Raw genomic sequence first — 14,828 nt, 5'->3', positions numbered from 1 at the left:
ACCGAAAAAAGAGAGGCAGAATTTGTTCGAAATTCTGCCTCTCTTGTTATTTATGATTCTGTGGATAATTCTCCATAATGATTAGAATTAAATTTTTCTTTATCTAAGTTACCTGTTAAACGTGCTGTACCAGTACCTGCTAATATAGAATCATTGACATTTAGAGCAGTACGACCCATATCAATAATTGGTTCGATAGAAATTAATACACCCGCTAATGCAACTGGTAAGTTTAAAGTTGATAATACAAGAATTGAAGCGAAAGTTGCACCGCCACCAACGCCAGCTACACCAAATGAACTAATAACTACAACAGCAATTAGTGTAAGAATGAATGGTATATCTATGTCAACATGAGCAACAGGAGCAACCATAATAGCAAGCATTGCTGGATAAATACCAGCACATCCATTTTGGCCAATAGACAAGCCGAATGAAGCTGAGAAGTTTGCAATACCTTCAGGTACTCCTAAACGTTGCGTTTGAGTTTGCACATTTAAAGGAAGCGCTCCTGCACTTGAACGTGATGTAAATGCAAAAATCAGTACTTCAAGTGTTTTTTTGACATAACGAATAGGGTTGATTCCCATAATCGCTAAAATAATTAAATGAATAACATACATTGTAAGTAAAGCTGCATAAGATGCAATCATGAATTTACCTAATGTCCAAATTGCTGCAAAATCACTTGTAGCAATTGTAGAAGCCATAATTGCGATAATTCCATAAGGAGTTAATCTTAAAACAAAGGTAACAATTGACATGATGAGAGCATAAACAGCATCAATACCACGTTTTAATAAGCTACCATTATCAGGTTGTTTACGTGCAACACGTAAGTATGCAAATCCTACAAAAATGGCAAATATTACTACTGCAATAGTTGAAGTTGTTCTCTGACCAGTAAAATCTAAGAACGGATTGTTTGGTAATAATTCAAGAATTTGTTGTGGTAGTGTATTCGCTGTAAGTTGCTTCGCCTCACTACTAATTTCATTTCCTCGTGCATGTTCTGCACTACCTAAATCGATACTTGAAGCATCAAGGCCAAATACAATGGCATAAAAAATACCTACAACGGCTGCAATAGCGACAGTACCAATTAAAAACATAAAAATATAAGAACCTATCTTAGCAAATTTATCGCCAATTTGTATCTTACTAAATGCTGAAACAATAGAAATAAAAATAAGAGGCATAACAATCATTTGTAATAATGTCACATAGCCATCTCCAACGATGCTAAACCAATCAGTTGTAGTTTCAAGCACTTTAGAATTAACACCATAAATAAGGTGTAAAATAATACCATATACAATTCCTAATCCTAGAGCGGTAAAGACTCGTTTAGGGAATGATACATGTTTTTTAGCCATAATGAATAAGCCGATAATGAAAATCAACATTATGACAATATTAATAATTGAAAATAATGTTCCCATATAATGATTCTCCTTTTATTAGTTAAATCCGACACATTTCATAAGAATAGTATTAAATATATAATAATTCAATACTTTAAATAACATAAATTACTAAATATTTTTACAAATTAATTATAAATAGACACTAAATGAGTATTAAAACGAAAAAACAGGATCGAAATCTTTTTAATTTCAATCCTGTTTTAGTAAATAGCACTATATACAATTGTTACATTAAAGATTAAATAGTCTAGCTAAGAATCCTTTTTTCTCATTTGAAGATGAAACATAAGTTTGATGTTCTTTTAAATTATCAATCGCTTGTTGATTGTTATCATTAATTTCTTTAACTAAATTATTTTTAGTATAATCAGATTGTTCTTTTTGAGCAGTTTGAATGGCTTGTTGTGATGTTTGGATGGCAGCTAATGACTCATTATTTGCTTTCAATTTTTCAGTAATTTGACTTTGTAATTCTTTAAGTTCATTTTGCTGTTGATGAACTTGAGTAATCATCTGACCTAACATTTGACGTTCTTCACGCATTTTTTGTATTTCCGTACGTAAGTCTTCTACCAATTGTGTGACGCCTTGATCAGCTGGTAACTGTTGTTGGTCTTCTTTAACGATAACTTGTAAAAAATCTTTTTCTTTTTCTAATTCTTCGAAAGCTAAATCATAGCTATTTGTTTGTTTTACCTTTTCTGCAATATCTTGGAAAAGTTCAATATCTTCTTCTTTAAAGTCTGTAGCTTCACGACCACGATATTCAGTCTTACTAAGTTGATATCCTCGTTCTTCTAAATGTTGGACGATTTTGCGGACTTGTTTTTCACTTAGTTTGACACGTTGAGCGAATTCTTTAGTTAACATAATTTGAAGTCCTTTCGTATCTATAGAATATTGTTCATTTACACTGACGTTTGTCTTCGGTTAGTGACACGTCAGTCTAACCTCGCATATTAGTTTAACCTTTTATATCGCGCTTTTCAAGTGTTCTATCAAGGTAAACGTAAATTCATCTTTTCTAAAAGGGGGTATATAATATCTCTAGAAATTCCATTCGCAAATACATATTTGAGAATATAATTAGATTTCACACTAGCAGGATAGATGTCTTTTGTAAGTTCAATGTTAGATTTAATAAATAAGTCAGTACGTATAGGTGTTTCTTCAAACGTATAGTTAGGATGCAAATAATCAATGTCATATTGTTGTTCAAAGTCATTTTCTAATAAGGTATGATGACGTCGTTTAATTAATTGATTATCTAATATACTATTATCAAGTTTCGGGACTTCAATCATTAAAAAGTTAATATCTCTAGCATGTACTTTATTAGATAATATATTTAGGTGAGTTTCAACTTCATTTAAAGTTTGAGATATGATTTCATCATAGTTTGAATCAACTACAGCTAATAAGTGGACTAAAAAGGCTGAATTTGTTGTTGCCTCGTAGTGCGCTGTAGCCAAACTGATTATATTTTCTTTCTCAATACCAACAATAAAAACATAATCATTTTCTGTTTTATTATTCTGTAAGGACCGTTTTGTGATAATGCTGTCTTCAAAAAAATCAACATCTAATTGTTTATTATAAAACTCGACGGCTTTTTGATAATAAGCGTCTTCTAAAGAATGAATAGTGTGAAATTTCATAGCGATCTCCCCGCATCATATTTTTTTAAGTATAGCACATTTGTAAAGTAGCACATCATAATACAAAATATATTAAAAAACTTCTTTCAAAGTTATAAATGATTCACACTTTACTTTGAAAGAAGCATATATTAATTTTTGACTGTTAATTTGTAAGAAATTATATTCATTTAACAATCGACATGAATAAATACAATGAATGGTTAAACTTATTTTTAAGATTTTGGACCCTTAGACTCATTAGCGTAATGAGTGATATCAACTTCTTCATAAGCTGCGTTGTTTTTTTCAACTTCATTATGTGAAGAAGCGTCTTTTCTAGCGATTACTAAAAATTTGCCATCAAGCATATCTTTTTTATATTGTTCTGCTTGGTTATCAGATAGTTTGAAATTATTCAATACAGCTTCTTCACCATCTTCACCGGTTAATAAGCGTGACATGCGATCACTGAATGAACCACTTGTTGCTATAAGTGTTACTTGAGAATTATGTAAATCATCTAAATGTAATTTAGATTTACTGATAACAAATATCTCATTTTCTGAATATCCTTCTGCTTTTTTCTTTTCAATCACATTGTAAATTTGATTTTCATTATCTATAACTGTAATATCTGGCATATTCATCGTCCTCCATCATTTCATGCTACTTTTAAATATTTATACCCTAATGAATAGATATAAAACGTTTCTATATAATTATATAATTAAACATATGTGTTTTACAAATACAGTTTTTTTATATGATATTAAACGCTTACATTTATAAGTAGTGTGATTACAAGGATAAACTCTCCATCAGTTATTGAAAATAAGCTTAAAATTTGCTATCATCATTAAATAATTTATATTGCTCATATAATCTGAAGAATATGGCTTTAGAAGTTTCTACCGTGTTGCCATAAACAACGCGACTATGAGTTCAAGTACAAAGGTAAGGAAGTTAATGAGAAGTTTGAGGATTGGCTAAGATGTCTTATACTATATTATCATTTGTATAATGTAAAGTAGTGTTTATCATCTATAAATCTAAATTATTTACTTCTAAGTTACAAATGAATGTGTATCGTACTTGTTCACTTATAGATCCTGAAACTAGATAAAAGTTTCGGGTTTTTTATATAAAGTTTAGGAGGTTTTGAAGTGGAAGCGCTCGAACAAAAAGTCAAGGAAGATGGCGTAGTCATTGATGAAAAAATATTAAAAGTTGATGGATTTTTAAATCATCAAATTGATGCCAAATTAATGTATGAAGTGGGTCAAACATTTTATAAACAATTTAAGGATAAAGGGATTACGAAAATTTTAACTATTGAGGCTTCCGGTATTGCTCCTGCAATCATGGCTGCATTACATTTCGATGTGCCATGCTTATTTGCAAAAAAAGCAAAGCCAAGTACTTTAAAAGATGGATTTTACAGTACTGATATCCATTCATTTACTAAAAATAAAACAAGTACAGTGATTGTATCAGAAGAATTTTTAGGGTCTGAAGATAAAGTATTAATTATTGATGATTTCTTAGCAAATGGTGATGCTTCACTTGGATTGTACGACATTGCACAACAAGCTAAAGCAGAAACAGTAGGCATAGGAATTGTTGTAGAAAAAAGTTTCCAAGATGGACGACAAAGATTGGAAGAGGCTGGTTTAACTGTTTCTTCATTATGTAAAGTTGCTTCCTTAACAGGGAATAAAGTGACTTTACTAGGTGAAGATGAATGAAAAATTTAATTTTAAGTGTACAACATTTATTAGCAATGTATGCAGGTGCTATTTTAGTACCTATCATTGTAGGAACAAGTTTAAAATTCTCACCTGAAGAGATTGCTTATTTAATTACAGTAGATATTTTTATGTGTGGAGTAGCTACATTTTTACAAGCAAATAAGATTACTGGTACAGGGCTACCTATTGTTTTAGGATGTACATTTACTGCTGTAGCACCTATGATTTTAATTGGACAGACTAAAGGTTTAGACGTGTTATATGGATCATTGTTCCTATCAGGTATCTTAGTTGTGATCATTGCTCCATTCTTTTCTTATTTAGTTAAATTTTTCCCACCTGTTGTTACAGGTAGTGTCGTTACAATTATCGGAATTAACTTAATGCCCGTTGCTATGAATTATCTTGCTGGTGGTCAAGGCGCTAAAGATTATGGTAACCCTAAAAATCTAATTTTAGGTGGAGTGACACTTATTGTTATCTTACTATTACAACGATTTACAACGGGATTCTTAAAATCTATTGCAATTTTGATTGGTTTAGTTATAGGCACTATATTGGCTAGTATCTTTGGATTAGTTAATATTAGCCAAGTTGGTGACGCACATTGGCTCGGTATTCCACGACCATTCCGTTTCTCAGGATTTGGCTTTGATTTCGGTGCAACATTAGTGTTTACAATTGTAGCAATTGTAAGTCTGATTGAATCAACTGGTGTATATCATGCATTAAGTGAAATCACTGGTCGTAAGCTAGAACGTAAAGATTTTCGTAAAGGTTACACTGCGGAAGGTCTAGCCATCATTTTAGGATCAATCTTTAATTCTTTCCCTTATACAGCTTATTCGCAAAATGTAGGACTTGTTTCACTTTCTGGAGCTAAGAAAAATAAAGTCATATACGGAATGGTAGTCTTACTTTTAATAAGTGGTTGTATACCTAAACTAGGTGCTCTGGCTAATATTATTCCTTTACCTGTATTAGGCGGTGCAATGATTGCTATGTTTGGTATGGTAATGGCTTATGGGGTAAGTATTTTAGGAAATATTGATTTCAAAAATCAAAATAATTTATTAATTATTGCTGTATCAGTCGGACTTGGTACAGGAATTAGTGCTGTACCTCAAGCATTTAAAGCTTTAGGAGAACAGTTCGCTTGGTTAACTCAAAATGGTATTGTTTTAGGAGCAATCTCTGCTATTATTCTTAATTTCTTTTTTAACGGTATAAAGTATAAACAAAACGACGAAAATGTGAAATAATAAGATTAACTATATAAAAAATGGAGGCTGTGTTATAAATGTGGGAAAATAAGTTTGCTAAAGAATCATTAACTTTTGACGATGTTTTGTTAATTCCAGCTGCATCAGACGTATTACCAAGTGATGTTGATTTAAGCGTAGAATTATCAGATAAAATTAAATTAAATATTCCAGTTATTTCTGCTGGTATGGATACAGTAACTGAATCTAAAATGGCTATTGCTATGGCACGTCAAGGTGGTTTAGGTGTCATCCATAAAAACATGGGCATTGAAGAGCAAGCTGATGAAGTACAAAAAGTAAAACGTTCAGAAAATGGTGTTATTACGAATCCATTCTTCTTAACACCAGATGAAAGTGTTTATGAAGCAGAAGCATTAATGGGTAAATATCGTATTTCAGGTGTGCCTATTGTAAAAGATGAAGAATCAAGAACACTCGTTGGTATTATTACAAACCGTGACTTACGTTTTATTGAAGATTTCTCAATTAAAATTTCAGATGTGATGACTAAAGAAAATTTAATTACAGCTCCAGTTGGTACAACATTAGATGAAGCAGAAGCAATCCTTCAAAAGCATAAAATTGAAAAATTACCATTAGTAGAAAATGGTCGTTTAGAAGGTCTCATCACAATTAAAGATATAGAAAAAGTACTTGAATTCCCTCATGCAGCGAAAGATGAGCATGGTCGTTTACTTGCAGCAGCAGCTATCGGTACATCTAAAGATACTGAAATTCGTGCACAAAAACTTGTAGAAGCAGGAGTAGATGCGTTAATTATTGATACAGCGCATGGACATTCTAAAGGTGTGATTGAGCAAGTCAAAAAAATGAAAGATAAATATCCTAACCTTACAATTATTGCAGGAAATGTTGCAACTGCTGAAGCGACACGCGCTTTATTTGAAGCAGGTGCAGACGTGGTTAAAGTAGGTATTGGACCAGGATCAATCTGTACAACACGTGTCGTTGCAGGTGTAGGTGTACCACAAATTACTGCAGTATATGACTGTGCTACTGAAGCACGTAAACATGGTAAAGCGATTATTGCTGACGGTGGTATTAAATTCTCTGGTGATATTATTAAAGCATTAGCGGCTGGTGGTCATGCTGTTATGTTAGGTAGCTTATTAGCTGGTACTGAAGAAAGCCCAGGCGCTACTGAAGTCTTCCAAGGTAGACAATATAAAGTATATCGTGGAATGGGTTCTCTTGGAGCCATGGAAAAAGGGTCAAATGATCGTTACTTCCAAGAAGATAAATCTCCTAGAAAATTTGTTCCAGAAGGTATTGAAGGTCGCACAGCTTATAAAGGACCATTACAAGATACCATTTATCAACTTATGGGTGGAGTAAGAGCTGGTATGGGTTATACTGGTTCACCAAACTTAAAAGTATTGCGTGAAGAAGCACAATTCACACGTATGGGCCCTGCAGGTTTAGCGGAAAGTCATCCACATAACATACAAATTACTAAAGAATCACCAAACTATTCATTTTAATGTAAGGTGAGCAAGAAGCGATTAAATTAAGAAAGTACGCTTTTCTATAAATTGTTTATAGAGGTTGAAATTATTTATTGTCTTTATAAATATGAAAAGCGTCTTTCTATTGTTTACATAAATTAATTTAAAGGAGATTTACTATTATGGAAATGGCTAAAGAACAAGAGTTAATTCTTGTCTTAGATTTCGGTAGTCAATATAACCAGTTAATTACACGTCGTATTCGTGAAATGGGCGTTTACAGTGAATTACACGATCATGAAATTTCTATAGATGAAATTAAACGTATGAATCCTAAAGGTATTATTCTTTCAGGAGGTCCAAATTCTGTTTATGAAGAAGGTTCATTTACGATTGATCCTGAAATTTATAATTTAGGTATTCCAGTGTTAGGTATTTGTTACGGTATGCAACTTACAACCAAACTATTAGGCGGTAAAGTTGAACGTGCAAATGAACGTGAATATGGTAAAGCAATTATTAAAGCAAAATCTGATGAGTTATTCTTTGGTTTACCAGAAGAACAAACAGTGTGGATGAGTCATTCAGATAAAGTCATTGAAATTCCTGAAGGTTTTGAAGTTATTGCTGATAGCCCAAGTACAAATTATGCTGCTATCGAAGATAAAAAACGTCGTATTTATGGTGTGCAATTCCACCCAGAAGTACGTCATACAGAATACGGTAATGATTTACTAAGAAATTTTGTCCGTCGTGTATGTAATTGTACAGGTGAATGGACAATGGAAAACTTCATTGAAATTGAAATCGAAAAAATTCGTGAACGTGTAGGCAATCGTAAAGTATTATGTGCCATGAGCGGTGGTGTAGATTCATCAGTTGTTGCAGTATTATTGCATAAGGCCATTGGTGATCAATTAACATGTATTTTTGTAGACCATGGTTTACTTCGTAAAGGCGAAGGCGATATGGTAATGGAACAATTCGGTGAAGGCTTTGATATGAATATTATTCGTGTAAATGCCAAAGAACGTTTTATGGAAAAACTAAAAGGCGTTTCTGATCCAGAAAAAAAACGTAAAATCATTGGTAATGAATTTGTATATGTGTTTGATGATGAAGCGGCTAAATTAACAGATGTTGATTTCTTAGCACAAGGTACACTTTACACAGATGTGATTGAATCAGGTACAAAAACAGCGCAAACAATTAAATCTCACCATAATGTAGGTGGATTACCTGAAGACATGGAATTTGAATTGATTGAACCTATTAATACATTATTTAAAGATGAAGTTCGTGCCTTAGGTATTGAATTAGGTATCCCTGAACATTTAGTATGGAGACAACCATTCCCAGGTCCTGGTTTAGGTATTCGTGTGTTAGGTGAAATTACGGAAGATAAATTAGAAATCGTTCGTGAATCTGATGCGATTTTACGTGAAGTGATTCGAGAAGAAGGTCTTGAAAGAGAGATTTGGCAATACTTCACAGTACTACCAGGTATTCAATCTGTAGGTGTTATGGGTGATTATCGTACGTATGATCATACAGTAGGTATTCGTGCTGTAACATCAATTGATGGTATGACAAGTGATTTTGCACGTATCGATTGGGAAGTATTACAAAAAATTTCTAGTCGTATAGTTAATGAAGTAGACCATGTAAACCGTGTCGTCTATGACATTACTTCTAAGCCACCAAGCACTATAGAATGGGAGTAGCCCATTAAAAAAAGCGAGCATTTTCGTGAGAAATGCTCGCTTTTTTTTATTAAATTCAATAATTTGGACGTTTATGCTAATTTCTTTTTGATTGAAATGATTATCGTCTTTGTTGTAATGATGTTCTATGGTGTACTTTTTGAAGAATATATTGATACACCATCAATGATATGAATAACCATGAAAAACTAAAAAATATGCCGCCAACTACGTCAGTGAGATAGTGAGCATGGAAGTATAATCTTGAAAATAAAATACCTAACCATACTACAATTAACACCGTATTTATTATGCGTTTTACCCAGATAGTTCCTAATTTAGGGATAAGTACAAAAATAAGAGCAAAAATAACAATCGTACTTGTTAAAGCATGTCCGCTTGGGAATGAAAATCCTGCATCAATTGTTAAGTGATCATAAGGTCTTGAATGATGAATGATGTCTTTTAACGCAATACCTATGATACCTGCTGAAGCTACTGTTGTCGGTAACCATATTGCTAATAAGAAGCGTCGCTTAATTAAAACAATAGTTGCGATGATAAGGGTCAGGGTAATAAAGGTTGCAATATCACCGTATGATGCTAGAAACGTCATAAAGTCATTGAACCAATTACCTTTGAAATTCATTTTTGGTTCGCCAAATGTGTTTAAGAACCAATAGAATGATTGTAAATCTAATATATGTGTCCATAACGACTTAGTAAAAACCGAAAAAATAGTTATTAAAAAAATGAGACTACTTATTATAAATGAAATGGTTAATGTATATTGTTTATTTTGCATCAGTACTATACCTTTCTTTATTTTAATCTAGTTTAACTTGTTAAAGCGCTAAAGTTATCGATACAAAGAATGATTTAATATTAAAATAAATTTAAAGACAAAAAAGCTAAGGTAATCACAAAAATATGATAGTCATCCTTCATTATTCAAAAAAAGCAAATAAAATATTAAAAAACTTTACAAAAAAATTAAGCGTTTTCACAGAATTGTTACATGAATATTGAACAAAATATGTTATTTTATAAGTAATGAAGTAAATTCATTTTATCCGTGAGAGTTTGGGACATACTTTATCGTCTCAAACTCTTTTTATATATTAGAAATTTGACTTTTAGTTGATATTTTCATATATTGTATTTAATATACATTAAATTATACATAGGTTTATATCAAGCAATGAGGCAAAAAGTATCATTTACTTTATTGTTTAATTGAAGGGTAAAACTAATGTACTTAAATCTAAATTATAGGTTGCTTAAAGAGCATTAATAAATATATTGAATGAGCATAAAAGAAGCCTACAATAGATAGTCGTCCTTTTTAATAGGATAAAACTAAACTATTGTAGGTGTTTTATTATATTATAAGCAATAGTTATATATAGGTTACAGTTTAAAAGTGGAGGAATGATAATGTTAAGTATGAGTAGTTTACTTATATTATTTTTTATAACGCTTATTATGGCAGCGTTAAGTGGGTTGATTGTTTTAATCCCCTCAGTTCCAGTTAAATACATAAGATTTCACTTAGCTTTACTTCTATTGCCAGTTATTGTAGGTATTGTAGGGTTAGTGACTATAAATGAAAGAGAAGTTATTGGCATATTTGCCTTAGATAAACTTGCTTGGTTAGTAGGTGCTTTTGTTTTAGCGTTAGGTTTTATTATTCAAAAGTTTTCAACGCGTTATTTATTAGGAGATCACAATTATCGTAAGTATTTTCCTTTATATACATTTATAACTGTTTTTGCTTCACTAGGATGGTTAAGCAATGACTTACGTTTAATGACTTTATGCTGGGGATTAACGTTATTTTGTTTAACGCAACTAATTAGATTGAATAAAACTTGGAAAGTTCCAGCGGAGGCAGCAAAAGTTTCTGCACGTTCCTTTATTATTGGATGGTTAGCGCTATTAATTGCGGTTATTTTGCTATACATAGGAACAGGAGAATGGACAATCGATCCTTCTCAAAATTATGACTATGCTCTAAATCATGGTCTAAAATTAGTTATTGATTTATTGCTTGTTGTTGCTGTTATTATTCCAGCTGCGCAATATCCATTTCAGAGTTGGTTAATTGAATCAGTTGTTGCGCCTACACCTGTATCAGCTATTATGCATGCCGGTATAGTTAATGCGGGGGGCATTATTTTAACGCGTTTTTCACCGATATTTGATAATTCTATTGCTCTTACAATATTATTAATTATTTCTAGTATTTCAGTATTGATTGGTTCGGGCATTAGTTTAGTACATGTTGATTATAAACGACAACTTGTTGGATCAACGATGAGTCAAATGGGTTTTATGCTCGTTCAATGTGCAATGGGTGTTTATTCAGCTGCGATTATCCATTTAATATTGCATGGTATATTTAAAGCTACATTATTCTTACAATCAGGCTCAGTTGTCAGACGATTTAATATACCAACTCCACCTAATATTAAGAAATCATATGGATGGATAATACTTGGAAGAGCTCTTGCATTGATTATTGCAATTGTATTTTTTATGACAAGTAACCATAGCCCATATATTTTGATTAGTGCATTTATCTTAGCTTGGTCTATCTCTGTATCATGGAATCAACTTGTAGCATTAAATAAAGGAGTAATGGGACGCTTTATAGGTATTACAATGATTGTAGTTGTTGCAATGGTTTATATTATGACTCATCAAGTATTTGTTAATATACTCCATCATGTATATATGGCTCCTGCCCATCCACCGTTAATTAGTATTATCATTAGTATTGCAATTTTAGTGCTAGGTAGTATTTTTAGTATTTGGGTCGCTCGCCATCGTACATCTACAGCCTTTGCTAAAGTTTACTTATGGTTAATTAAAATTGGAGAAGCTAAATTTAAATCTGTAGAAAGCCATCCAAATTATTTAAAGAAATATTTATAAGAGGTGAACATTTACATGACTATTAATATAGAAGACGTTGTTCAATCTGCACGTCGTGTGATTACGCCACTTTCACCAATTTCAATCTTTGCAGCACGTAATCCATGGGAAGAACTTGAGTATCAAACCTTTGATCAAGTTGCACAATGGTTTAAACATGTGCGTGATATTGATTTATATCCAAGCCATGCTTCTGTAATGACGGCGCTTGAAAATGGTGAGATTGATAAACATATCGTTGAAGAAGAAGTACAACAAGCTATTCAATCTTATAAGACGGATATTCCTAAGACTCATGTGGATACGTACTGCAAAAATGCTATGAATATTAAAGATATTCCGAGAGATTTAATTACTAAAGAAGCCTATCTGAAATTAGAAGTCTCAAAACTCAAAAAAGTATTCGAAAATGAGTCATTTGCTTATGCACGTTCAAAAAGTGCAAATGCATTTAATGCTAAAGGCGAATCTTTAATGGATGAGTTAAATACTCATATTATTAAATGGTCAAAATTATATTTAGATACTTTCCAATCAAGTTGGACAATGCCTAAACGCGAAGAAGGGTTCTATGTAGCCTGGTTACATTTAGCGAAATATGATCCAATGTTGACTAAAACTCAACGTAAAATGATTAAGATGTTGCCACACAACTATGAAGACGCATTAATCATGGCACTTAATCATCTAGATATTGCTGAAGATGAATATGAATTTTATTTAACTGGACATCTTTTATCGTTACCAGGTTGGGCAGGTATGATGTATTATCGTGCTGAAAAACATGAACATGAAAAAGACTTATTAACTCAATATCTTGCAATACGCCTTACAATGGAATGTATTCTATTAGATACTGAAAAAATGAGCCGTCCGGCAGTCTTAAATGTTGAAAAAAGAATAAAAGAACTTGTGAGTAAATGGTTATATTATGGTGAAATGACGATTGATGAATGGGCTGAGATGTCTATTGAGGGTCAAATTGAACACTTGAAGTTTGCTCATGATTTTAATCCATTATACTTCAAGAAATTATGGTTAGAAGCTTGGGAAGAAACTCACGAACGCAAACTTGTTGAGATGATTTACGATAAATCGGTCAAGCGTGACAAACAACCTACAAAAGTACAACTTGCATTTTGTATCGATGTACGTTCTGAACCATTTCGTCGTCATTTAGAAAATCAAGGGCCATTTGAAACTATAGGAATTGCAGGTTTCTTTGGTTTACCTATACGAAAAAAAGCATTAGATGAACAGTTTAGTCATGATTCTTTACCAGTGATGGTACCTCCTGCATATACTATTAAAGAATATGCAGAGCGACATGCATTAAATACGTATAATCAACAGCAACATTCCATTACATCCATGTTTTATACTTTTAAATTAATGAAAAATAATGTGCTACCTAGTTTATTATTGCCAGAATTAAGTGGGCCATTTTTAAGTTTAAATACACTTGCAAGTACATTAATGCCAAAGAAAACAGGCGTATTTATTCGTAAATTGACTAAAAATTGGTTAAAAAAACCGAATGCTAAGCTAACGATTGATAGAGATCATCATGTACATAGTGATTTGCCTGTTGGATTTACTGAAGAAGAACAAATTGCTTTTACGAAACAAGCGTTACAATTAATGGATTTAACTACAAATTTTGCGCCATTAGTAGTACTTGGAGGGCATGGAAGCGAAACAAACAATAATCCCTACCATGCATCATTAGAATGTGGTGCTTGTGGAGGAGCTTCAAGTGGATTTAATGCGAAATTACTTGCCATGATGTGCAATTTACCTTTAGTACGTCAAGGGTTAGCCGCTGAAGGCATTCATATTCCGGATGAGACAGTATTTGTTGCTGCAGAACATAAAACATCAATTGATGAATTAGAATGGATTTACGTTCCCTCATTAACATCAGAAGCAAAGAAAGCATTTGATATTTTAGAAGAAGCCATGCCACGTGTAAGTTATCATGCAAATTTAGAACGTCTTGCTCAATTACCTCGTTTAAGCGATAGAGAATTGAAACATCCAATTGCGGAAGCACATCGCTTTGCAAATGATTGGAGCGAAATCCGTCCAGAATGGGGCTTAGCACGTAATGCAGAATTTATTATTGGGCAACGAAGTATTACAGAAGGTAGTAATTTAGAAGGACGTGCATTTTTACATAATTATGATTATGCGAAAGATCCTGATGGTCAATTACTAAATACAATTATTTCTGGTCCAGCACTCGTTGCACAGTGGATTAACCTACAGTATTATGCCTCTACAGTGGCACCACATTTTTATGGTAGCGGTAATAAAACAACACAATCTGTCACTTCTGGTGTTGGCGTTATGCAAGGGAATTCAAGTGATTTATTAGCTGGATTGCCATGGCAGTCTGTGATGGCAGGGGACAATAAAATTTATCATGCTCCAATTCGATTATTAGTCGTGATTCAAGCACCAGATCGTTATATACAACGTTTACTTAATGATAATATTAAGTTTAAACAAAAAGTCGATCATCAATGGGTACGTCTTGCAAGTATTGATGAAAAGGGTAGTTTTAAAGATTGGTAAGCTATTCGATTTTAATTTAAAAAATGATACACTAATGTTAATTAAACATTAGGAGATTTGTTATA

10 protein-coding genes, 1 pseudogene and 1 riboswitch are annotated in these 14,828 nt (G+C 32.4%); of the genes and pseudogenes, 6 read left to right on the top strand and 5 right to left on the bottom strand.

Features of this window, described 5'->3' with window-relative positions; all coding sequences use genetic code 11:
- Positions 1-50: 50 nt before the first annotated feature.
- The 4 genes and pseudogenes from NSU06_RS10965 to NSU06_RS10950 all read right to left on the bottom strand — a co-directional run bounded on the left by NSU06_RS10965 (position 51) and on the right by NSU06_RS10950 (position 3,708).
- Positions 51-1,442, bottom strand: coding sequence for an L-cystine transporter (locus NSU06_RS10965; RefSeq protein ID WP_145420147.1), 1,392 nt, complete (start codon positions 1,440-1,442; stop codon positions 51-53).
- Between the two features lie 356 nt (positions 1,443-1,798).
- A pseudogene (locus NSU06_RS10960) lies at positions 1,799-2,297 on the bottom strand (DNA-binding protein); the annotation flags it as partial.
- A 128-nt stretch (positions 2,298-2,425) separates the two neighbouring features.
- A complete protein-coding gene (locus NSU06_RS10955) occupies positions 2,426-3,085 on the bottom strand; it encodes a hypothetical protein (RefSeq protein ID WP_019834714.1) in 660 nt (219 codons plus the stop codon).
- 215 nt (positions 3,086-3,300) lie between these two features.
- Complete coding sequence (locus NSU06_RS10950; RefSeq protein ID WP_017175179.1) at positions 3,301-3,708, bottom strand: general stress protein; 408 nt, start codon at positions 3,706-3,708, stop codon at positions 3,301-3,303.
- Positions 3,709-3,921: 213 nt separating this feature from the next.
- Positions 3,922-4,024: riboswitch (purine riboswitch) on the top strand.
- A gap of 206 nt (positions 4,025-4,230) precedes the next feature.
- On the opposite strand from NSU06_RS10950, the gene xpt reads away from it, so the two are divergent.
- The 4 genes from xpt (at position 4,231) to guaA (ending at position 9,270) form a co-directional block, all read left to right on the top strand.
- Positions 4,231-4,812, top strand: a complete 582-nt coding sequence (xpt, locus tag NSU06_RS10945; RefSeq protein WP_017175180.1) for a xanthine phosphoribosyltransferase — start codon at positions 4,231-4,233, stop codon at positions 4,810-4,812.
- Positions 4,809-6,077, top strand: a complete 1,269-nt coding sequence (gene pbuX, locus NSU06_RS10940; RefSeq protein WP_017175181.1) for a xanthine permease PbuX — start codon at positions 4,809-4,811, stop codon at positions 6,075-6,077. The genes xpt and pbuX overlap by 4 nt, the downstream gene beginning before the upstream one ends.
- Positions 6,078-6,115: 38 nt before the next feature.
- Positions 6,116-7,582: an IMP dehydrogenase gene (gene guaB, locus NSU06_RS10935; protein ID WP_145420143.1), complete on the top strand. Its 1,467-nt coding sequence runs from the start codon at positions 6,116-6,118 to the stop codon at positions 7,580-7,582.
- A gap of 146 nt (positions 7,583-7,728) precedes the next feature.
- A complete protein-coding gene (gene guaA, locus NSU06_RS10930) occupies positions 7,729-9,270 on the top strand; it encodes a glutamine-hydrolyzing GMP synthase (RefSeq protein WP_017175183.1) in 1,542 nt (513 codons plus the stop codon).
- 100 nt (positions 9,271-9,370) lie between these two features.
- Here the strand turns inward: guaA and NSU06_RS10925 are convergent, their stop codons facing one another.
- A complete protein-coding gene (locus NSU06_RS10925) occupies positions 9,371-9,898 on the bottom strand; it encodes a phosphatase PAP2 family protein (protein ID WP_228451900.1) in 528 nt (175 codons plus the stop codon).
- Between the two features lie 788 nt (positions 9,899-10,686).
- On the opposite strand from NSU06_RS10925, the gene NSU06_RS10920 reads away from it, so the two are divergent.
- Positions 10,687-12,186, top strand: a complete 1,500-nt coding sequence (locus NSU06_RS10920; RefSeq protein WP_017175185.1) for an NADH dehydrogenase subunit 5 — start codon at positions 10,687-10,689, stop codon at positions 12,184-12,186.
- A 15-nt stretch (positions 12,187-12,201) separates the two neighbouring features.
- Positions 12,202-14,763, top strand: a complete 2,562-nt coding sequence (locus NSU06_RS10915; RefSeq protein WP_017175186.1) for a DUF2309 domain-containing protein — start codon at positions 12,202-12,204, stop codon at positions 14,761-14,763.
- Positions 14,764-14,828: the final 65 nt, after the last annotated feature.

The organism is Staphylococcus sp. FSL W8-1270, from assembly GCF_038007165.1.
GTDB lineage: Bacteria > Bacillota > Bacilli > Staphylococcales > Staphylococcaceae > Staphylococcus > Staphylococcus hominis.
The sequence above is the reverse complement of the archived record's forward strand: the minus strand, read 5'-3'. Positions and strand labels throughout refer to the sequence as shown.